This window comes from Achromobacter sp. D7-1 (genome assembly GCF_059760445.1).
The window spans coordinates 1-20,268 of record NZ_JCBAMT010000109.1; the positions used below are offsets into that span (position 1 = coordinate 1).

The following is a 20,268-nucleotide window of genomic DNA, read 5'->3' on the forward strand; positions in this document are numbered from 1 at the left end:
CGCCTGGGCGGACCGCTCTTTTATTGCACTCGGGCGCCGGACGCCCTTGGCGTCACGCGCCTGCTGCGGATGCTTACTGCACCACTTGAGCCAGCTTGCCCGACGCGTATTGCGCGGCGATCTCGGTCAGCGGCAGCGCCTTGATCTTGCTGGCGTTGCCGGCGGTGCCGAACTCGGTGTAGCGAGCCACACAGATCGCCTTGGCGGCGGCGCGGGCCGGTTTCAGGTATTCGCGCGGATCGAACTTTTCCGGGTTTTCGGCGAAGAAGCGGCGGATCGCGCCGGTCATCGCCAGACGGATATCGGTGTCGATATTGATCTTGCGCACGCCGTACTTGATGGCTTCCTGGATTTCCTCGACGGGCACGCCGTAGGTTTCCTTCATGTTGCCGCCGAATTCGCGGATCTCGGCCAGCAGTTCCTGCGGCACGCTGGAGCTGCCATGCATCACCAGGTGGGTGTTCGGCAGGCGGGCGTGGATTTCCTTGATGCGGGAGATCGACAGGATGTCGCCGGTGGGCTTGCGCGTGAACTTGTAGGCGCCGTGGCTGGTGCCGATGGCGATGGCCAGGGCGTCCAGCTGGGTGCGGCGCACGAAGTCGGCGGCTTGTTCCGGGTCGGTCAGCAGCTGGTCCATGGTCAGCTTGCCGTCGGCGCCGTGGCCGTCTTCCTTGTCGCCTTCCATGGTTTCCAGGGAACCCAGGCAGCCCAGTTCGCCTTCGACCGTCACGCCCAGCTTGTGGGCGGTGTCCACGACCTTCTTGGTCACTTCCACGTTGTAGTCGTAGTCGGCGATGGTCTTGCCGTCTTCCTTGAGCGAACCGTCCATCATGACGCTGGAGAAGCCCAGGTCGATGGCGCCTTGGCAGATCTTGGGCGACTGGCCGTGGTCCTGGTGCATGACCACGGGGATGTGCGGATAGGTTTCCACGGCGGCCTGGATCAGGTACTTCAGGAAGCCTTCGCCCGCGTACTTGCGCGCGCCGGCCGAGGCTTGCATGATCACCGGGCTGTCGGTCTCCGCAGCGGCTTCCATGATGGCCTGGACCTGTTCCAGGTTGTTGACGTTGAAAGCGGGAATGCCGTAACCGTGCTCGGCGGCGTGGTCGAGCAACTGGCGCATGGAGACTAGGGCCATGAGTGGTCCTCCTAAGTACTGTCTATTGAAAGATGGTTGAAGCCTTGCTGAATGGCGTGATTTTACGGGGGATTCGAGGAAAGGTCTTGCAACCGCCCGTATCCGGTCCATTCAGATGAGCACGAAAGGCTCAGGCCGGCCTGCAACTCCCCCGAAGGACCGAGGGCGCGACGGAGCCGCCAGGGCTCCGCGGCAAGGCGCTGGCCTATTTCAAGGCCGCCCGGCGTGGGGGACATCCACCCGCGTCATCAGGATCCGGCCTTCGTGCCTGGCGCGCCGGTTGGCTTCGATGAAATCGGGCGCGGCGGCCATGAACAGGGTCCGGCCGTCCGCTCCACCCAGGGCGGCGGCGAAAATGCCGAATTCTCCGGTGTCGATCTGCTCCAGGATCTTGCCGCCGCGTGCCACGCGCACGATGCGCTTGCCGATGGCGTCGGCCACCCACAAGGCCCCCTCCGCGTCCAGCGCGCCACCGTCGGGCCCGATGGCGGAAGCCGCAATCAGCACGCCCAGGTCGCCGCTGGCCGGCAAGGGGCCGAAATCGGCCCAGTCGCGGCGCGGACCCAGGCCGCCGTCGGCCAGGATGTCGAACTCGGAAATGCGGTTGCCGAAGGTTTCGTTGACGATCATGGTCTTGCCGTCCGGCGTGATGAACGAGCCATTGGGAAAGCACAGGCCATCGGCCACCTTCCGCACGGAACCGTCGGGATCGACGCGCACGATGCCGGTATTGCGGACCGGCTCGCCGGCCATTAGGTCAAAACCGAAATTGCCCACATAGGCCCTGCCCTGCGCGTCCACGACCATGTCGTTGACCGGCCCGCCCGTGAGCGCCGACAGGTCGGCGTGCACGGCCAGCGCGCCGTCGGCCTCGCGGCGCAGAAGCTTGCGGTCCTTCATGGACGCGATCAGCAGGCGGCCGTCCGGCAGCCAGCCCAACCCGGACGGCTGTTGCGGCACCTTGCAGATCTGCTCGACCTTGCCGTTCAGGTCCACGGCGATGACCTGCTCGGTGTAGAAGTCCGACGCCCACAGGCGGTTCTCGTGCCAGCGCAGCCCCTCCAGATAGGTGTATCCGGACGCCAGCACGGACAATTCGCGTTTCGGCATTGCCTGGTCTCCTTGTGCGGCCCCGCGCGGGGGCCTGTTGTTCGCGTCGCCCGGCTACGCTCTTGCGGGTGCCGGGACTGGACCATTCTGGCATGGCGGCGGGCGATAGTGCAGCGGTGCCAAATTGATACAACTTCGGTATCGCCCGCCTTGCGCCGCCGCCCCAAGAAAAAAACCGCCCCATCCGTCCCCGACCTGACAACTGCGCGTCAGGTGCGCGGCGTTAAGATCGCGCCCCAAGGGTAAACCCGAGCCTCGCGGCCAGCCCTGGCATTCCGTCTTCGGATCCTCTTGCCCGCCTCCCATGCCGGCGCGCCCGCCTTCCCGGGCCAGGCAAACGATCCCCGTTTTCCGTTTTGATCATGAACACTAAGAAGCTGACGCGTTATATCGGCATCGCCATGGTGCTGGGCATCGTGGTGGGCTATTTCTGCCACAGGTACGCGCAGAACGAGAAGGAGGCGGCGCAAATCGCCTCGTACTTCAGTCTCATCACCGACATCTTCCTGCGCATGATCAAGATGATCATCGCGCCGCTGGTCTTCGCCACCCTGGTGACCGGCCTGGCCAGCATGAGCGACGCCAGCGCCGTGGGCCGCATCGGCATGCGCGCCATGGTCTGGTTCATCGCCGCCTCGGCGCTGTCGCTGCTGCTGGGCCTGGCGCTGGTCAACATCTTCCAGCCCGGCGCGCACATGAACCTGGCGCTGCCGGACGCGGGCCTGACTTCGGGCCTGAAGACCGGCGATTTCACGCTCAAGGCCTTCATCACGCACGTGTTCCCGCGCAGCATTGCCGAAGCCATGGCCAACAACGAGATCCTGCAGATCCTGGTGTTCTCGCTGTTCTTCGGCGCCGCCCTGTCCTTCATCCGCGGCAAGGGCCACAACACCATCTACAACCTGATCGACGAGCTGGCCAAGATCATGTTCCGGGTGACGGACTACGTGATGCGCTTCGCGCCCATCGGCGTGTTCGCCGCCATGGCCGCCGCCATCACCACCGAGGGCCTGGGCGTGCTGGTCAGCTACGGCAAGCTGATAGGCGAGTTCTACCTGGGACTGGCGCTGCTGTGGGCCATCCTGTTCGGCGTGGGCTACCTGTTCCTGGGCAAGTCCACCTTCCGCCTGGGCGGCCTGATCAAGGAACCCACGCTGCTGGCGTTCTCCACGGCCAGCAGCGAATCGGCCTACCCCAAGACCATCGAAGCGCTGACCCGCTTTGGCGTGCCCAAGCGCATCTCGGGCTTCGTCCTGCCGCTGGGCTACTCCTTCAACCTTGACGGCTCGATGATGTACCAGTCCTTCGCGGTGCTGTTCATCGCCCAGGCCTACAACATCCAGATGAGCTTTACGCAGCAGCTGACCCTGCTGCTGGTGCTGATGGTAACCAGCAAAGGCATGGCCGGCGTGGCGCGCGCCTCGCTCGTGGTGGTCGCGGCGACGCTGCCTATGTTCCATCTGCCCGAAGCCGGCCTGCTGCTTATCATGGGCATCGACCAGTTCTTCGACATGGGCCGCACGGCCACCAACGTGGTCGGCAACAGCCTGGCCACCGCCGTCATTTCCAAGCTGGAAGGCAATCGCGAGGACGCGGCTGAAAGCGAGCCCGCCGTTGCGGATGAAGCCCGCCCGGACCAGACCGCGAGCCAGCACGCCTGACGCGACAGGCAATGAAAAACGGGCCGCATGGCCCGTTTTTTTATGGCTTGCGCCAGCTTGACCGGCGCCATGGCCGGGAGCAACATAGAAACCCTTCGCTCCCGATCCCGGCGCGGCGCGCATGGGCGCTGCGCTCAGTTCTCATGCCATGAAACGCTCAAGCCTGCGCTGCGCCCTGGCGGCCGCGGCCCTGATGTCCGCCGCTCCCGCCTCATACGCCTGGACCCGCATTTCCTGCGAGTTAGGCGGTACTGTGGCCAACCTGCCGGTTCTGATGCGCCAGTTCCGCACCGATGGCACGGAACTGACGCAGCTGATGTTCAGGCTGAAGGTCAGGAACGCGGACATACCCGAAGGCGCCCGCGCCGATACCGACTGCACCGAATTCGTCGGCCGCGAGATCGACGTGGTGCTTGAGAACATCGCCGCCGATGCCGTGCGCAAGGGCAAGTCCCTGAAGATGCTCTACCGCTACGACGATTCGCTGGGGCAAAGCCAGGCGACCAAGTTCGAACTGGAGCGCCAGCAACGGCCCTAGGGCCTGTACCCCTTTAGTCGTTGACCGAGCACGAGACCGGCGCGCCGTCCTCGAATTCCACGTCGTAGGTATGCACCGGGTCCCAGGGCAGCGTGAACCACAGCTCGTAGCCGTCGCCGTCTTCGTCGAACAGCCACAGCGCGCGCAGCACGGCGTGTTGGGCCATGGCTTCGGCGGTTTCTTCCTGGGGCAGCTGGTTGTCGTCCAGGCCGAGCTTCTTGTAGTGCTCGTAGGAATAGTTTTCCAGCAGCAACTCGGCTGCGGCCAGGATCTGGTCGTCGAGGTCGTCGATGATGGCCTTGACCACCTTGGACGCGCTGCTGTCGGGCTCTTCGCCGTCAGTCTGGACCATCACGTGAATGGGCGGACGGCCCTTGCCGGCGGCGACGTTCTCCGCAGCCCACAGATCGGGCTCCTCGGGATCCTGGGTGAAATTGAATCGTGCCATCGCGAACTCCGGAAAAAGGGCCAGCGCGCCGCGGAAATCGCGGCCGCGCCTTTCTCGCCATTTAACCAGATGCGCGGCCTTCCGGCTGCGCCTGCCGGCGATGTTTTTGCGACAGACAGCCCCTGCGTCTGCGGATATCAGACGCGCTCCAGCGGCAGATGCGGCAAGTCCGGCAGCGCCACGCGGATCGGATCGCCCGCGCTCACCGCCCCGCCTTCGATCACGATCCCCATGATGCCGGCGCGGCGCATCAGGCTGCCGTCCGGATGGCGGCCCAGCACGGCGGCGGTCAGGCCCTGCTGGTAGTTGTCGAGCTGCGAGCAAGGATTGCGCAGGCCGGTGATCTCGACCACCGCGTCCGCGCCGATATGCAGGCGCGCCCCGCGCGGCAGGCCCAGCAGATCGATGCCGCGGGTGGTGATGTTCTCGCCCATGGTGCCTTCGGCCACGTTGAAGCCGGCCAATTGCAGTTCATCATGCAGCTCGCCGTGGATCAGATGGACCTGCCGCAGATTGGGCTGGGTGGGGTCTGCCTTGACGCGCGAGCGGTGCTTGACCGTCACCCCCAGGTGGGCGTCCCCTTCCACTCCCAGCCCCCGCAACAGCATGATCGCCGGCACGACGTGCTTGCTGAACCCGTGCGCGGGGCTGCAGGCCACGGCTGTCACGATGGGATGCATCATGTCTCTCCAGGAATGGGTTCAGGCGGTCAGGGCCTGCGCCTCGGACGCGCGCTGTTCGCTCGCGCGCGCCGGCGGATAGTGCGCCGAGAATACCAGCCGGCCTGCCGACCAGGTATGGCTGATCAGCGGTTGCGCGCCCACTTGCGCCACCGCCACCAGGTCCGCGCGCTGGCCCGGCGCGATGCGCCCGCGGTCGGACAGGCCGCAAGCCTGCGCCGGGTTCAGCGTGACCAGCGCAATCGCCTGTGGCAGCGTCAGGTCGGTTTGCGCCGCCACCGTGAACGCGGCGGCGATCAGCGCGGACGGCTGGTAGTCCGAACACAGGCAGCTGGCCACGCCCGCGCGGATGGCGTCGATGGCGCGCATCGAGCCGCTCTGGCTCTGGCCGCGCAGCACATTGGGCGCGCCCAGGATGGTGGGCAGGCCGCAGGACACCGCGGCACGCGCGGTATCCAGGGTGATCGGGAACTCGCTCATGGCCACGCCCAGGTTGCGCATGGTGGCGATGCGCTGGATCGAATCATCGTCATGGCTGGCGGTGGGGATGCCCAGTCCTTGCGCATGCGACAGCAGCGCCTCCACCCGCGTCACCGCCCCGTCCTTGGCGCGCGTCTTGGCCTGCGCGGCTTCTTCGGCCTGCTCGCGGCTCATGGCGTGGTTGCCCATCATGTATTGCAGATAGGACTCCAGCGTCTTGAACTGCCCCTGGCCGGGCGAATGGTCCATGACCGACAGCAGGTCCACCGCGCCCTCGTCCATCAGCGCGCGCAACACCTCCACCGAGGTGGCGTCGGTGACTTCATAGCGGCAATGGACGCGGTTGTCGACCAGGCTGTGCTGGCGGAAGGCGCGCACGGTGCGCACCACTTCCGCCGCGGTCTGGTTGTTGCGCACGCCCCATTCGCTGTTGGCGAAGGACAGCGCGTGATACGGCGTGGTGATGCCGGCCGCGGCATTGCGGCGGTCGACCTGGGCCACCGCGAAATCCAGCGGAAACAGCACCCGCGAACGCGGCTCGGCTTCCTTTTCGATGGCGTCGCAATGCAGATCGATCAGCCCCGGCAGCAAGGTCTGGCCGCAGAGATCGATCTCGCGGTCCGCGCGCGCGCCGGCAGGTTCGATGGCGACGATGCGACCATCGTCGATCAGCACGGCGCTGTCTTCCAGGACGCGGTCCTGCAGCACCACGCGGGCATGGGTGAGATAGGTGCTTTGCATCATTGCTCCAGGTCGGCCAGGGCGGGTTGGGCGGGACGCAGGGCCAGCGTCTGCGTGGCGACGGCGTCGCGCACTTCGGCATCGTGGAAGATGCCCAGCAGGCAGCGGCCCTCGGCCATGGCCTCGCGGATCAGGGCGATCACGACCTGGCGGTTGTCGGCGTCCAGCGACGCGGTAGGCTCGTCCAGCAACAGGATGGGATGGCGGGCAATGAAGCCGCGCGCAATGTTCACGCGCTGCTGCTCGCCGCCCGAAAAGGTGGCGGGCGCCAGCCCCCACAGGCGCGGCGGCACGTTCAAGCGCTGCAGCAGGGCAGCGGCGCGAGCTTGGGCCTCGTCGGCGTCCACCCCCGCCGCACGCAGGGGTTCGGCCACCACGTCCAGCGCCGACACGCGCGGAATCACGCGCAGGAACTGGCTGACGTAGCCGATGACCTCGCGGCGCAGGGCCAGGATGCGCTGCTCGGGCGCGCCGGCCAGCTCCACCCATCCATCATTCCAGCGCACCCGGATGCTGCCCTCGGTGGCCAGATAGTTGCCATAGAGGCAGCGCAGCAAGGTGCTCTTGCCGGTGCCAGACGGCCCCGCCAGCACCAGGCAATCGCCAGCAGCCGCGTCGAAGTCGACCGACTCCAGCACGGGCAGGCGCATGCCGCCCTGGTTATGCAGGGTGAACATCTTTCCGAGGCCCCGCACCTCGATCATGGGAGTCTTTTCAGGCATGCTCAGCTCTGCAAAATGGAAGACACCAGCAACTGGGTGTAGGGATGCTGCGGGTCGTCGAGGATCTGGTCGGTCAGGCCGCTTTCGACCACCTCGCCGCCGCGCATGACCAAGGTCCGGTGCGCCAGCAGGCGCGCCACGGCCAGGTCATGGGTCACGACGATGGCGGCCAGGCCCAGGTCGGCCACCAGCTGGCGCAACAGGTCCAGCAGGCGCGCCTGCACCGACACGTCGAGCGAGGCGGTGGGCTCGTCCATGAACACCAGGCGGGGATGGGTCACCAAGTTGCGGGCGATCTGCAGGCGTTGCTGCATGCCGCCCGAGAACGAGGTGGGCCTGTCGTCCAGCCGGCCCGCGTCGATCTCCATCTTCTGCAGCCAGTTGCCCGCGGCCTGGCGCAGATCGCCATAGTGGCGATCGCCCACGGCCATCAGCCGCTCCGCGATGTTGGCGCCGGCGCTGACCTGCATGCGCAGGCCGTCCCTGGCGTTCTGCCGCACGAAGCCCCAATCGGTGCGCGACAGCAGGCGCAGGCGCGCTCCCGGCAACGCGGCCAGGTCGGTAAAGCCCTGGTCGCGAGTGTCGTACCAGACGCTGCCCGCGTCCGGCCGGGTCTGGTACGACACGGCCGACAGCAGCGTGCTCTTGCCCGAGCCGGACTCGCCGACCACGCACAGCACTTCGCCGGGATACAGATCGAAGTTGACGTTGCGGCAGCCATGCACGCCGTCCCAGGTGCGCGTCATGTTGCGCACCGAAAGCAAAGGTTGGGCGTTCATGCCGCAGCCTCCTGGTTGGATTGTTGCGCGCCCTGCCGCGCCTGGCGGTCGTTGCAGTACTCGGTGTCGGAGCAGACGAAGCGGCGCGTGCCGGCGTCGTCCAGGATGATTTCGTCCAGATAGCTCTCGCGCGATCCGCACAGGTCGCAGCATTCGCTCCAGGTCTCCACGCGGAACGGATGGTCCTCGAAGTCCAGGCTTTTCACCGAGGTATAGGGCGGCACCGCGTAGACCCGCTTTTCGCGGCCCGCGCCGAACAGCATCAGCGCCGGGCTGCCATCCAGCTTGGGGTTGTCGAACTTGGGGATGGGCGAAGGCCGCATCATGTAGCGGCCGTTCACGATGACCGGATAGTCGTAGGTGGTGGCGATGTGGCCATGCTGGGCGATGTCTTCGTACAGCTTGACGTGCATGCCGCCGTATTCCGCCAGCGCGTGCATGGTGCGCGTCTCGGTTTCGCTGGGTTCCAGCCAGCGCAGCGGCTCGGGGATGGGCACCTGGAACACCATGATCTGCCCTTCCGCCAGCTGCGTCTCGGGGATGCGGTGGCGGGTCTGCACGATGGTGGCCGCGGGCGTGGACTCCGTCGTCGCCACGCCCGTGACGCGGCCGAAGAAGCGGCGGATGTTGATGGCGTTGGTGGTGTCGTCCGAGCCCTGGTCGATCACCTTGAGCACGTCGCGGGCGCCGATGATGGACGCCGTGACCTGGATGCCGCCGGTGCCCCAGCCATAGGGCAGCGGCATTTCGCGGCTGCCGAAGGGCACCTGGTAGCCGGGGATGGCGACGGCCTTGAGCAAGGCCCGGCGCAGCATGCGCTTGGTGGATTCGTCCAGGTAGGCGAAGTTGTAGTGGTCGTCGCGTTCGACCGTTGCGTGTTGCGTAGTCATGGGGAAACCGCCTCGTCCATCAGATCGGTGCGCGCGGCCTCGGGCGCGGCGCGTTCGGCGCGCATGCGCCGCAATAGTTCCAGATTGGCCTGGAAGTCCACGTAATGCGGCAGCTTCAAGTGCTGCACGAAACCGGAGGCTTCGACGTTGTCGCTGTGGAAGAGCACGAACTCGTGGTCGTTGGCCGGGGAGTCGGCACGCTCGCCCAGGTCGCGCGCCTTGAGCGCGCGGTCCACCAGCGCCATCGACATGACCTTGCGTTCGCCGTAACCGAAGGTCAGCCCGTAGCCCCGGGTGAACTTCGGGCCTTCCTCAGCGCTGCCGGCGAACTGGCTCACCATCTGGCATTCGGTGATCTCGATCTCGCCCACGGTGACGGCGAATCCCAGTTCCTCGATATGCATTTCCACCTCCAGCGCGCCGTAGCGGATCTCGGCGGCGAAGGGATGGGTGTTGCCGTAGCCGCGCTGGGTCGAATAGCCCATGGACAGCAGAAAGCCTTCATCGGCGCGCGCCAGGTTCTGCAGGCGGGCCGCGCGCGAGGCCGGAAAATCCAGCGGCTGGCGGGTCAGGTCGAAGGGTTCGGGATCGCCTTCCGGCACGGCTTCCGCGTCGATCAGGTCGTCGTGCGCCAGCAGGTCGGTGACGCGCGGCATGGCGCTGTCCAGGGCCTCGCCGCCCGGCGGCAAGGCGTCGGCCTCACGCTGCGCTTCCAGCGAAAAGTCCAGCAGGCGCTGGGTGTAGTCGTAGGTCGGCCCCAGGATCTGGCCGCCCGGGACATCCTTGAAGGTGGACGAGATGCGGCGCTGCAGGCGCATGCGGCCGGTGTCGATGGGCTGGGTGTAGCCGAAGCGCGACAAGGTGGTGCGATAGGCGCGCAGCAGGAACACGGCCTCGATCACGTCGCCCGCGGCCTGCTTGATGGCCAGCGCCGCCAGTTGCGGATCGTAGAGCGAGCCCTCGGCCATGACCCGCGACACCGCCAGCGGCATCTGTTCGCGGATCTGCTCCAGGCTCAGCTCGGGCACTTCGCGGTCGCCGCGCCGGTAGTCGTCCAGCATGCGGTAGGAATTGAGGATGGCGCGTTCGCCCCCTTTTACGGCTACGTACATGTCAGTTCTCCTTGCGCGTGCTGCGCGGCAGCGCGCAAATCCGCCGTTGCTGCGTCAGGAACACGTCGACGCCGAGCGGAAAGCGTTGATGATTGATGCGCCATTCGCGCCAGAAGCCTTCGGGCAGCCCGGCCACGCGCAGGACCTGCTGGCTCTGGATGCCCGGGCCGCTGAGGATGACGGGTTCTCCTTCCGACAGAGACTCGACTTCGATCAGCAAGGTGGTGGACAGATCGGGATAGGCCGGGTCGCCCTGGTGGCAGGACGACAGCGCCGGCGCCTTGCCGCCAGCGGGCACCGCGGCAAAGCGCGCCAACGACGGCGACGGCACGATGGGGCAGCCGCAATGAAAGCGCAGGAAGGCGATCGCGTCCGCGCTGACGCTCTCCGGCAGCCACAGCGGCGTGTCCACGTCCACCAGGGTCAGCAGCAGCGCGGTCATGGCGGGCGACAGACCGGCGGGCACGCCGGTTTCGGCCAGGATCTGGTTGATGCGCCCCGGATGGGCCAGCGCGTCGAGCGCGGCGCGGAACGTGGCCTGCGCGTCGCCGACCGGGTCCGCGAACCCCGGGAGCAGCGCCCGGCCCGAGGCCGCGGCGGCTTGTATCTGTTGTTGCATGTCAGTCCTCGCCTCGCACCATCGTGAAGAATTCCACCTTGGTCTGCGCCGCCACGCGGGCCTGGCGCTCGATCCGTTCCGCATGCAGGCGGGCCAGCGGCTGAATCAGCTGGGCCTGCACCGTGTCATGCCATTCCGGCAGTTGCAGCAACGCGTCGGCCACGGCGGCCTGTTCTGCATGGCGCTGCGAGCGGCCTTGCACATACGCCACGCCGACCACGCCCTCGTCCATCGTCACCGCGCAACGTGTCACGCTCATTTCGCCCAGGTTGAAGCGGGCGCCGGTGCCGCCGCTGCGGGCGCGCACCATGGCCATGCCGGTCTGCGCCGGACGCAGCGTCCGGTGCTCGGGCTTGCCGGCCAGCGCGCAAAAGGCGCCGTCCAGCGCGGCCGGGTCGGCCAGCGCCAGCACGCGCATCCAGGAGGCGCGTTGCGCGCCCGCCGCATCCTGTCCTGCCTTGGGGTGATCCATTTTTTTCCTCTAAACGTCTAGACGACTGGATGGAGTATGATCGCTTCGAAAATGAAGTTCAACAGCCTGGCGTGAATTTTTGATGACAGTTGCAGCGTGCCCGCAGCGCCTTTGCGGCGGCCGCCTCATGGTGCACAATCACTGCCATTCTTCATGAAGCTGATGTGACAGCACGAGCACACCCTATGGTCGAAAGAGGTTCCGGCATCGCCGTCTGGCGGCAAATCGGCGAAGCGCTTGCGGACGATATCCGCAACAAGCTCTATGCGGCAGGCGAACAGCTGCCGTCCGAGCCCGAGCTGGCCGCCAAGTTTTCCGTCAACCGCCACACCATCCGCCGCGCGATGGGCGAACTGGAACAAGGCGGCCTGGTCCGCATCGAGCAGGGCCGCGGCACCTTCGTCCAGGAACACGCGATCGACTACGCCATCGGCAAGCGCACGCGTTTTTCCGAGAACCTGCGCAGCCAGGGCATGCTGGGCCACCAGGAAGTCCTGGGCAGCCAGAGCCTGCGCGCGGGCGATATCGCCAAGCACCTTGGCCTGACCCGTACCGCGCCGCTGTTGCGCGTGCAGATCGTAGGCAAGGCCGAAAACCGCCCCATCAGCGTGTCGGAGCACTTCTTCGACGAAAAGCGTTTCCCTGATTTCGCGGAACGCCTGGCTTCCCTGCGCTCGATCTCCAAGGTCTACACCCACTACGGCATCGGCGACTACACGCGCAAGTGGTCGCGCATCACCGCCGCGCTGCCCACGCCCGAGATCGCCCGCCTGCTGGGCCAGCCCAAGACCCGCCCCATTCTTCAAGTAGAAGCCCTGAACGTAGACCAGCAAGGCGCGCCGCTGCAATACAGCGTCGCCCGCTTCGTCGGCGACATGGTGCAACTGATGGTGACGGACGACACCTGACATACAGGCGCCGCCTGCGCGCGCAGGCGGCGCGGAGCACTCATCCATACGGCTTAACTCATCTAGACATCTGGTTGTAATGCAATCCCGCTAACGTCACGCCATGAACACACACACGCACGCCCCCTCGCCCCTGGCCGGTGTCACAGGCCAACGCATCCTGACGCCGCGCGGCGTCGAGCAGGCCAGCCTGCGCTTCCATGGCGGACTGATCGAAGGCTCCGCCGCCGCGGCGCCGCGCGGCGCGCCCTGGTTCGATGCAGGCAATCTGCTGGTGCTGCCCGGCATCGTGGACCTGCACGGCGACGCCTTCGAACGCGCCGTCATGCCGCGGCCCAGTGTGACGTTTCCCTATGACAGCGCCTTGTTCGACGTGGACCGCCAACTGCTGGCCAATGGCATCACCACCGAATTCCACGGCGTCACGCTGTCCTGGGAAGGCGGATTGCGCGGCGAGGCCTACGCCGAACGCATGTTCGACGCGCTGGAAAGAATGCGCCACATCATGGGCGCGCGGCACTATGTGCACCTGCGCTTCGAAACGCACCACGTCGGCGGCCTGGAGACGGCCCAGCAATGGATACGCGACGGCCGCGTGCGCTTCCTGGCGCTGAACGACCACCTGCCCAGCATGGCGCGCCGCCTGGGCGACGAGCGCAAGCTGATGCAATACGCCAACCGCGCCGAATGCGATCTCGACGTCTTCCAGGACCGCATCCGCGCCGCCATGTCGGCGGCCGATTCGGTGGCCGACGCCATGCGCGAACTGACCGCCTGCGCCCAGGAGTCCGGCCTGAAGGTGGCCTCGCACGACGATCCGGATGCCGCCACGCGCCGCTACTACCACCAGCTGGGCTGCGGCGTGGCGGAGTTTCCGCTGACCCGCGAAGCTGCGGGCGTGGCCCGCGACCTGGGCGATTCCGTGGTCTTCGGCGCGCCCAACGTCGTGCGCGGCGGCAGCCACACCGGCGCGCCCAGCGCCACTGAAATGATCCGCGCCGGCCTCTGCGACATCCTGACGTCCGACTATTACTACCCTGCCCCGCTGGCTGCCGTGATGAAGCTGGCCAACGACGGCGTGTTGCCGCTGGCGCAGGCCTGGGACCTGGTGTCCTTGAATCCGGCACGCGCCGCCGGCCTGAAGGACCGCGGCGCCCTGGCGCCCGGACTGATCGCCGATGCCATCGTGGTGGACGATCAGGTGCCGGGCCTGCCCCGCGTCTGCGCCGCGATCGTGGGCGGCGAACTGCGCTACGCCACGCGCGCATTCGGCGACGGCCACAGCCAGCGCATGGCGGCCTGACCATGCCGCTCGCACATCGCTACGCCCTCTACCTGGCGCCCACCGGCCCCTGGCGCGAACACGGCAGCCGCTGGCTGGGCCGTTGCGCCGACACCGGCGAAGCGCTGCCGCCGCTACCGGGGCAGGACGCGGACTCGCATGCCTGGACCACGGCGCCGCGCCACTATGGCTTGCACGCCACGCTCAAACCACCCTTCCGCCTGAACCCCGGCGTCAGTCCGCAGCAGCTCGACGCGGCCGCTCGCCAGCTGGCCGCTAACGGCAGCCCGTTCTCTCTGGAACTGGAGTGCGAGCCGCTGCGCGGCTTCCTGGCCTGGCGCATCGCCTCGTCCGACACGCAAGGCCAGGCGCGGATCCAGGCCTTGGCCGAGGCCGCCGTGCGCGACCTGGACCCTTTGCGCGCGCCGCCCACGGCCGACGAAACCGCCCGCCGCCAGCCGCAATCGCTGACTCCGGAGCAGCAATCCATGCTGGCGCGCTGGGGCTACCCCTATGTGTTCGAAACCTATGTTTTCCACATCACCCTGACCGGCAAGCTGGAAGGCAAGGCGCTGGCCCAGGCGCAGGCCGGCATCGCCGCCTTTGCAGACCCCTTGCGCGGGCAGGCCATGGCCGTGCCCGGCGTCAGCGTCTACGTGCAGCCTGCGCCGGGCGCGGACTTCGTCGCGGCGCGGCACTACGGCTTTGACGGCTCCAGCACCGACGCCGCGGGCGCCAGCTATCTGCAAGGACCGGCAGCGGCATGACCCCCTCCGTTCCCGCCGACGGCGCCCGGCTGATCTACCTGATGGGCGCGTCGGGCAGCGGCAAGGACACCTTGCTGCGCCTGCTGCGCGCGGAGTTGCGCGGCGACGAGCCCGTGCTGGTCGCGCATCGCTACATCACCCGCGACAGCGGCGATACCGAGGACGCGCTGCGCCTGACCGAAGACGAGTTCGGACGCCGCGCCGCCCTGGGCTGCTTCGCGTTGCGTTGGGCCAGCCATGGCTTGCAGTACGGGATCGGTATCGAGATAGACGCCTGGCTGTCCTGCGGCGCCGCGGTCATCATCAACGGTTCGCGCGCCCACCTGGAACAGGCGCACTCGCGCTACCCGGCCTTGACGGCGGTGGAAGTCACGGTCGACCCCGGCCAGCTCGCGCGCCGCCTGGCGGGACGCGGCCGCGAAAGCGCGGAACAGATCGCCCAGCGCCTGGCGCGCGCCACACAGCCTTTCCCCGTGCCTCTGCAGTGCCAACTGCTGCGTGTCAGCAACGACGCGGCGCCAGAGACGGCCGCCGCCACGCTGCTGGACATCGCGCGCGGCAAGCTGGCAGCGTAAGGGCGCGGTTCAGCGCCACTCGCCCGCGCCCTGAGCCCAGGGCGCGGCGGCATCGCCGCACAGATCCAGCAAGATGTCCGAAAAGCGCTCCTCGGCCGCCAGCGGCTGTTCGCGCTTGCGGCGGATCAGGTTGATCGGCGGCAACTCCCAGCCGAAATCCCAGGGCACCATGCCCAGCTTGCCGCGTTGGCAGAGTTCGCGCGCGATGTCTTCCGGCACCACCGAGATAAACGCCTCGTTCATGGTCAGCATGCCTTCGATCACATCGGTGGAGTACGCCTCCAGCACCGGCGACGGCGGCAGCAACTCGGCGCGGATGAAGTGCTCCACGATCAGTTGCCGCGTCGGCGTGTTGGCGGCCGGCAGCACCCAGTCCATCGCTGCCAACGCGGCCCAATCCGGTTCGCGCCGCGCCAGCCGCTGCGCGAGCCGGCCGTGCGCGATCAGGCGCGGCCGCTGGCGGTACAGCACGCGATGGATCAGGTCGTCCGGCGCAACGGTCGAGGTGGCGCGGCTGATGATGCAATCCAGTTCATGCCGGCGCAGCATCGGCACCAGATGGTCGGTGGTGGCGCGGTGCAGGCTGAGCGTGACGCCGTGGCGCTGGTGCAAACGGCTGATCGCCGCAGTGAGCAAGGCGCTGGACACGTAGGGCACCACGCCCACCTGCAGATGCGCGGAACGGCCGGCGTGCAAGGCCTCGACCTCGCGCGCCCACAGGTCCAGGTCGCTGAGCATGTGCCGCGCGCGCACCAGGGCCAGGTTGCCCAGCGGCGTGGCTTGCAGGCCGCGCCCGGTGCGCGTGAAAAGCGGCGCGCCGAAGATGTCCTCGATCTCCGTGAGCGCCTTGGTGACGGCGGGCTGGCTGATGCCCGCCGCGGCCGCCACGCGCGTCAGCGAGCCGTGCCGGGCGATCTCGATCAGCAACGTCAGGTGGCGATGCTTGAGACGGTTGGCGAGACGGGCGGCATCCCAGGTCACGATCTTTCCTATAACCAATTGGTTATTCAATTATGCCAAAAAAGACAAAACCAGTTATTTCATGTCCCTATACTGCAAACATTCCCCTGCGGCCGGACCGATCCCATGAGCGCTTCCTTCACCACCCGCCCCGAAATACGCGGCACCTTCGGCGTGGTCTCTTCCACCCACTGGCTGGCCTCCCAGGTGGCGATGGGCGTGCTGGAACGCGGCGGCAATGCCTATGACGCGGCGGTCGCCGGCGGCTTCACGCTGCAGATCGTGGAGCCGCACCTGAACGGCCCCGGCGGCGAAGTGCCCATTCTGTTCTGGAGCGAACAGGAGCAACGCATGCGCGCGCTATGCGGGCAGGGTCCTGCGCCCGCGCTGGCGACGCCGGCGTACTTCCGCAGCCTGGGCGTGGACCTGGTGCCGGGCATCGGCCTCTTGCCCGCCACCGTGCCCGGCGCCTTCGGGGCCTGGCTGACCTTGCTGCGCGATTACGGCACTTGGGAGTTGGCTGACGTGCTGCGCCCGGCCATCGACTATGCGCGCAACGGCTTTCCCCTGGTGCCGCGCATTTCGCAGGCCATCCTGGCGGTGCAGGCGCTGTTCCGCGACGAATGGACCAGTTCGCGCGAGGTCTGGCTGCCCGATGGCCGCGTGCCCGCGCCCGACGCGCTGTTCCGTACGCCCGCCATCGCCGCCACCTATACCCGTATCCTGGACCAGGCGCACGCCAGCAGCAGCGACCGGCGCGGGCGCATCGACGCGGCGCTGGAGGCCTGGTACTGCGGCTTCGTGGCCGATGCCATCGACGACTACTACACCCATGCGGCGGTGCGCGACACCACCGGCCAGCGCAACCGCGGCTTGCTGCGCAAGTCCGACCTGGCCGATTGGCGCGCCAGCTACGACGAGCCCCTCACCGTGCAATATGGCCGCTACACCGTGGCCAAGTGCGGGGTCTGGTCGCAAGGCCCGGTCCACCTGCAGCAGTTGGCAATGCTGCGGCATTTGGGCCTGGACGGACTGGAGCCGACCTCGCCGCAATTCGTGCACTACGTGGCCGAGGCAGCCAAGCTGGCCTTCGCCGACCGCACCGCCTGGTACGGCGACCCCGACTTCGCGCAGGTGCCTTTGGACGCCCTGCTCAGCGATGACTACGCCCGCGCACGCGCAGCCGGCATCGGCGCCCGCGCTTCATCCGAGTTCCGGCCCGGCAGCCCGAACGGATTGGCGCCGCGCCTGCCCGACCTGGACGCAGCCGTGCGCACCTTGGCCGCGTCCGACACCCGCTTCGGCGTGGGCGAGCCGACCTTCGCGGCGCTGCCGCCGGTAGCCGAATGGGCCGCGCGCGAGATCTTCGTGGGCGACACCTGCCAGATCGACGTCATCGACCGCGACGGCAACATGGTGGCCGCCACCCCGTCAGGCGGCTGGCTGTCGTCCAGCCCCGTGGTGCCCGGCCTGGGCTTCCCGCTGACCACCCGGCTGCAAATGACCTGGCTCGACGACGGCGTGCCGGGCCAGTTGCAACCGGGCAAGCGCCCTTGCACCACCTTGTCGCCCGGCCTGGCCCTGCGCGACGGCCAGCCCTACATGGCTTTCGGCACGCCAGGCGGCGATCAGCAGGACCAATGGACGGTGGCGTTCTTCCTGCGCCATGTCATGGGCATGAATCTGCAGGAGGCAATCGAAGCGCCCTCCTGGCACGTCGATCATTTCCCGGGCTCGTTCTGGCCTCGCAGCCTGACCTTGAACCGGCTGACCGTGGAATCGCGCATGCCGACCGCCACGCTGGAGGCGTTGCGCGCGGCGGGCCACGAGGTCAAGGTCGGGCCGGATTGGTCGGAAGGCCGCATCAGCGCCTGCACCCGCGAACCTGCCGCCGGCGGCGGCCTGCTGCTGCGCGCCGGCGCCAACCCGCGCGGCATGCAGGGCTATGCCGCCGGCCGCTGAACCTGTTTCATCCAACCGGCAGACAGACCGGACACTACGCAAAGGGGTAAACACCATGACACTGCAATTCAAACGACTGCTGCGCGCCTGCGCGCTGGGCCTGGCGCTGGCCGCACCGGCGCTCACCCATGCCGCCTGGCCCGAAAAGCCCATCACCCTGATCGTGCCCTGGGCCGCGGGCGGTTCCACCGACATCCTGGCGCGCGTGCTGTCCGAAGGCCTGACCCAGTCGCTGGGCCAACCCGTCATCGTGGAAAACCGCTCGGGCGCGTCCGGCAACATCGGCACCACCTTCGTGGCCCGCGCCAAGCCCGACGGCTACACCTTGCTGGTGGGCTCGATGAGCACCCACACGATGAACCAGGCGCTCTACTCCAGCATGCCGTTCGACGGCGTGAAGGACTTCACGCCCATCGCCGAACTCGCGCTGGTCACCAACACCCTGGTGGTGAACCCGTCGGTGCCCGCGTCCAACGTCAAGGAATTCATCGCCTACCTGAAGGCCAATCCCGGCACCGTGGCCTACGCTTCCGCCGGCCAGGGCTCCACCAATCATCTGAGCGCCGCGCTGTTCGAGAAGGCCGCCGGCGTGAAGATGATGCACATCCCCTATCGCGGCGGCGCGCCCGCGGTGCTGGATACCGTGGCCGGCCGCACCCAGGTGCTGTTCAGCGCCGGCACGCAGACCCTGCCGCACGTGCAGAACGACAAGCTGAAGCTCCTGGCCGTCACCGAGGAAGCGCGTTCGCCCCTGCTACCCAAAGTACCCACGGTAGCCGAGACCCTGCCGGGCTATGAACTGTCGGTCTGGTACGGCGCCTTCGGCCCGGCAGGCATGCCGCCCGAGCTGACCGCGCGCCTGAACCGCGAGATCAACCTGATCCTCAAGCGGCCCGAAGTCATCAAGAAAATGGGCGACATGGGCGTGCTGCTGACCGAGACCACGCCGGAACAGTTCGGCCAGATCCTGGCGCGCGACGCGGACAAGTACGGCAAGCTGATCAAAGAACTGGGAATCACCGCCGAATGACCGTCAGCACCCATCTCGCCCCGCCGGCGCAGGCCGGCGTGGCCGCCATCGCCCAGGCCTACGCCGCCGCCGATCCCGCCGCGGCCTTCCGCGCCATCGATGCCCATGCGCACGCCGCGCTGGCGCACACGCTGTGCACGGTCAACCGTTATGACGCGCAGGCCATGCGGGTGGTGCGGCTGTACAGTTCCAACCCCGAGGCCTATCCGCCCGGCGGCAGCAAGGACAAGAGCGGCACCGCCTGGGGCCGCCACGTTCTGCTGGAGCAGAAGTTGTTCGTGGGCGAAGGCGAGGAGGCGATCCGCGAGTTCTTCAATGACCACGACGCGATCCAGCGCCTGGGCCTGCGCTCCGTCATCAATGTGCCGGTGGTGTATGGCGCAGTCTGCCTGGGCACCGTCAACTTCCTGATGCCGCGCGCGGCGGTTTCGGACGCCGACGTGCAGGCTGCGCAGCTGGCGGGCCTGCTGGCCCTGCCCGCCTTCCAGGCACTGCGCCCGCAGGCCTGAAGCAGCGGGGCCCGCATGGGCCCCGCGCCCTCAGATCAGCGCGCGACGGATACGCGCCGAGGCCATGTCGATCACGACCACGAAGGCCACGATGATGATCATCACCGCGCAGGTTTCCGCATAGCGGAAGCTGCGGATGATCTCCCACAATACGGTGCCGATGCCGCCCGCGCCCACGATGCCGACCACCGAGGCCGAGCGCACGTTGGACTCGAAGCGGTAGAGCGAATACGAGATCCACAGCGGCAGCACCTGCGGGATCACGCCGTAGACGATTTCCTCAAGCGCGTTCGCGCCAGTGGCACGCACGCCCTCCACCGGCCGCGGATCGATCGCTTCGACCGCTTCCGAGAACAGCTTGGCCAGCACGCCGGTGGTATGCACCCACAGCGCCAGCACGCCGGCGAACGGGCCCAGGCCCACCGCCACGATGAACAGCATGGCGAACACCATTTCATTGATGGCGCGGCAGGCGTCCATCAGTCGCCGCATCGGCTGGTACACCCAGGCCGGCACGATGTTCGACGAGCACAGCAGCCCCAGCGGCACGGCCACCACGATGGCCAGGAAAGTGCCCCAGACCGCGATCTGCACGGTGACGATCATCTCGTCCAGGTACATGCGCCAGTCACGAAAATTCGGCGGAAAGAAGTCGGCCGCGAACTCGGCCATGTTGCCCGAATCGCGCAGCAGGTCGAGGGGCCGCATGTCCGCGCCCTTCCACGACATGACCAGCAGCGCCAGCACGACGCCCCATACGAGCAGGACTGGCAGCGACGATCGCGGCGCGGCGGAAAGGCGAGAGGTCTGCATGGCTACGTTCATAAGAAAAGGCGATCCGCGTGATGGTTTTTTTGGTTGCGGGCCAGCCGGCGCGCCCCGCGG

Annotated in this window: 22 protein-coding genes; 9 read left to right on the forward strand and 13 right to left on the reverse strand. The window is 67.5% G+C overall.

Annotation, left to right across the window (positions count from 1 at the left end; all coding sequences use genetic code 11):
- Positions 1–73: 73 nt before the first annotated feature.
- Both fba and AC6LKD_RS29605 read right to left on the reverse strand, forming a co-directional pair.
- Complete coding sequence (fba, locus tag AC6LKD_RS29600; protein WP_013395676.1) at positions 74–1,138, reverse strand: class II fructose-bisphosphate aldolase; 1,065 nt, start codon at positions 1,136–1,138, stop codon at positions 74–76.
- 210 nt (positions 1,139–1,348) lie between these two features.
- Positions 1,349–2,248: an SMP-30/gluconolactonase/LRE family protein gene (locus AC6LKD_RS29605; protein WP_492274598.1), complete on the reverse strand. Its 900-nt coding sequence runs from the start codon at positions 2,246–2,248 to the stop codon at positions 1,349–1,351.
- A gap of 362 nt (positions 2,249–2,610) precedes the next feature.
- Between AC6LKD_RS29605 and AC6LKD_RS29610 the strand changes: the two genes are divergently transcribed.
- Positions 2,611–3,909 carry a dicarboxylate/amino acid:cation symporter gene (locus AC6LKD_RS29610; RefSeq protein WP_498118244.1) on the forward strand — a complete coding sequence of 433 codons (1,299 nt, stop codon included), beginning with the start codon at positions 2,611–2,613 and terminating at the stop codon, positions 3,907–3,909.
- Positions 3,910–4,057: 148 nt separating this feature from the next.
- A complete protein-coding gene (locus AC6LKD_RS29615; protein ID WP_498118245.1) occupies positions 4,058–4,447 on the forward strand; it encodes a hypothetical protein in 390 nt (129 codons plus the stop codon).
- Positions 4,448–4,460: 13 nt separating this feature from the next.
- Here AC6LKD_RS29615 and AC6LKD_RS29620 read toward each other — a convergent pair whose 3' ends face one another.
- The 9 genes from AC6LKD_RS29620 to phnG all read right to left on the reverse strand — a co-directional run bounded on the left by AC6LKD_RS29620 (position 4,461) and on the right by phnG (position 11,390).
- Positions 4,461–4,895, reverse strand: coding sequence for a hypothetical protein (locus AC6LKD_RS29620; RefSeq protein ID WP_013395680.1), 435 nt, complete (start codon positions 4,893–4,895; stop codon positions 4,461–4,463).
- A gap of 137 nt (positions 4,896–5,032) precedes the next feature.
- The gene (locus AC6LKD_RS29625; RefSeq protein WP_207465986.1) at positions 5,033–5,575 is read right to left on the reverse strand and encodes an MOSC domain-containing protein; all 543 of its coding nucleotides are present in this window, start codon (positions 5,573–5,575) and stop codon (positions 5,033–5,035) included.
- Between the two features lie 21 nt (positions 5,576–5,596).
- Positions 5,597–6,796: an alpha-D-ribose 1-methylphosphonate 5-triphosphate diphosphatase gene (locus tag AC6LKD_RS29630; protein WP_498118253.1), complete on the reverse strand. Its 1,200-nt coding sequence runs from the start codon at positions 6,794–6,796 to the stop codon at positions 5,597–5,599.
- The gene (phnL, locus tag AC6LKD_RS29635; RefSeq protein WP_492274595.1) at positions 6,796–7,518 is read right to left on the reverse strand and encodes a phosphonate C-P lyase system protein PhnL; all 723 of its coding nucleotides are present in this window, start codon (positions 7,516–7,518) and stop codon (positions 6,796–6,798) included. The genes AC6LKD_RS29630 and phnL overlap by 1 nt, the downstream gene beginning before the upstream one ends.
- Before the next feature lie 2 nt (positions 7,519–7,520).
- Positions 7,521–8,297, reverse strand: a complete 777-nt coding sequence (gene phnK, locus AC6LKD_RS29640; RefSeq protein WP_013395684.1) for a phosphonate C-P lyase system protein PhnK — start codon at positions 8,295–8,297, stop codon at positions 7,521–7,523.
- A complete protein-coding gene (locus AC6LKD_RS29645; RefSeq protein ID WP_013395685.1) occupies positions 8,294–9,187 on the reverse strand; it encodes an alpha-D-ribose 1-methylphosphonate 5-phosphate C-P-lyase PhnJ in 894 nt (297 codons plus the stop codon). Before AC6LKD_RS29645 ends, phnK begins: the two co-directional genes overlap by 4 nt.
- Entirely contained in the window at positions 9,184–10,299 is a 1,116-nt protein-coding gene (locus AC6LKD_RS29650) for a carbon-phosphorus lyase complex subunit (RefSeq protein WP_498118246.1), read from the reverse strand. The genes AC6LKD_RS29645 and AC6LKD_RS29650 overlap by 4 nt, the downstream gene beginning before the upstream one ends.
- 1 nt (position 10,300) lies before the next feature.
- The gene (phnH, locus tag AC6LKD_RS29655; protein WP_498118247.1) at positions 10,301–10,918 is read right to left on the reverse strand and encodes a phosphonate C-P lyase system protein PhnH; all 618 of its coding nucleotides are present in this window, start codon (positions 10,916–10,918) and stop codon (positions 10,301–10,303) included.
- Position 10,919: 1 nt separating this feature from the next.
- Entirely contained in the window at positions 10,920–11,390 is a 471-nt protein-coding gene (phnG, locus tag AC6LKD_RS29660; protein WP_492274591.1) for a phosphonate C-P lyase system protein PhnG, read from the reverse strand.
- A 185-nt stretch (positions 11,391–11,575) separates the two neighbouring features.
- Here phnG and phnF point away from each other — a divergent pair, with 185 nt between their 5' ends.
- The 4 genes from phnF (at position 11,576) to phnN (ending at position 14,922) form a co-directional block, all read left to right on the forward strand.
- Positions 11,576–12,298 (forward strand): phosphonate metabolism transcriptional regulator PhnF, encoded by a 723-nt coding sequence (gene phnF, locus AC6LKD_RS29665; RefSeq protein ID WP_013395689.1) that lies wholly within the window; start codon positions 11,576–11,578, stop codon positions 12,296–12,298.
- Positions 12,299–12,401: 103 nt separating this feature from the next.
- On the forward strand, positions 12,402–13,601 hold the full coding sequence (locus AC6LKD_RS29670) for an alpha-D-ribose 1-methylphosphonate 5-triphosphate diphosphatase (protein WP_492274590.1): 1,200 nt from the start codon (positions 12,402–12,404) through the stop codon (positions 13,599–13,601).
- A gap of 2 nt (positions 13,602–13,603) precedes the next feature.
- The gene (locus tag AC6LKD_RS29675) at positions 13,604–14,347 is read left to right on the forward strand and encodes a DUF1045 domain-containing protein (protein WP_498118248.1); all 744 of its coding nucleotides are present in this window, start codon (positions 13,604–13,606) and stop codon (positions 14,345–14,347) included.
- Positions 14,344–14,922 (forward strand): phosphonate metabolism protein/1,5-bisphosphokinase (PRPP-forming) PhnN, encoded by a 579-nt coding sequence (gene phnN, locus AC6LKD_RS29680; protein WP_013395692.1) that lies wholly within the window; start codon positions 14,344–14,346, stop codon positions 14,920–14,922. Before AC6LKD_RS29675 ends, phnN begins: the two co-directional genes overlap by 4 nt.
- Before the next feature lie 9 nt (positions 14,923–14,931).
- Here the strand turns inward: phnN and AC6LKD_RS29685 are convergent, their stop codons facing one another.
- Complete coding sequence (locus AC6LKD_RS29685; RefSeq protein WP_013395693.1) at positions 14,932–15,903, reverse strand: LysR family transcriptional regulator; 972 nt, start codon at positions 15,901–15,903, stop codon at positions 14,932–14,934.
- 105 nt (positions 15,904–16,008) lie between these two features.
- Here AC6LKD_RS29685 and AC6LKD_RS29690 point away from each other — a divergent pair, with 105 nt between their 5' ends.
- Genes AC6LKD_RS29690 through AC6LKD_RS29700 form a run of 3 tightly spaced genes read left to right on the forward strand, consistent with a single transcriptional unit; the run spans position 16,009 to position 19,383 of the window.
- On the forward strand, positions 16,009–17,844 hold the full coding sequence (locus AC6LKD_RS29690; RefSeq protein WP_498118249.1) for a gamma-glutamyltransferase family protein: 1,836 nt from the start codon (positions 16,009–16,011) through the stop codon (positions 17,842–17,844).
- Positions 17,845–17,899: 55 nt separating this feature from the next.
- Positions 17,900–18,874 carry a Bug family tripartite tricarboxylate transporter substrate binding protein gene (locus AC6LKD_RS29695; RefSeq protein WP_207465522.1) on the forward strand — a complete coding sequence of 325 codons (975 nt, stop codon included), beginning with the start codon at positions 17,900–17,902 and terminating at the stop codon, positions 18,872–18,874.
- On the forward strand, positions 18,871–19,383 hold the full coding sequence (locus AC6LKD_RS29700; protein WP_498118251.1) for a GAF domain-containing protein: 513 nt from the start codon (positions 18,871–18,873) through the stop codon (positions 19,381–19,383). Before AC6LKD_RS29695 ends, AC6LKD_RS29700 begins: the two co-directional genes overlap by 4 nt.
- A 30-nt stretch (positions 19,384–19,413) precedes the next feature.
- On the opposite strand, the gene phnE is transcribed toward AC6LKD_RS29700, so the two are convergent.
- Positions 19,414–20,208 (reverse strand): phosphonate ABC transporter, permease protein PhnE, encoded by a 795-nt coding sequence (gene phnE / locus AC6LKD_RS29705; protein WP_013395697.1) that lies wholly within the window; start codon positions 20,206–20,208, stop codon positions 19,414–19,416.
- Positions 20,209–20,268: the final 60 nt, after the last annotated feature.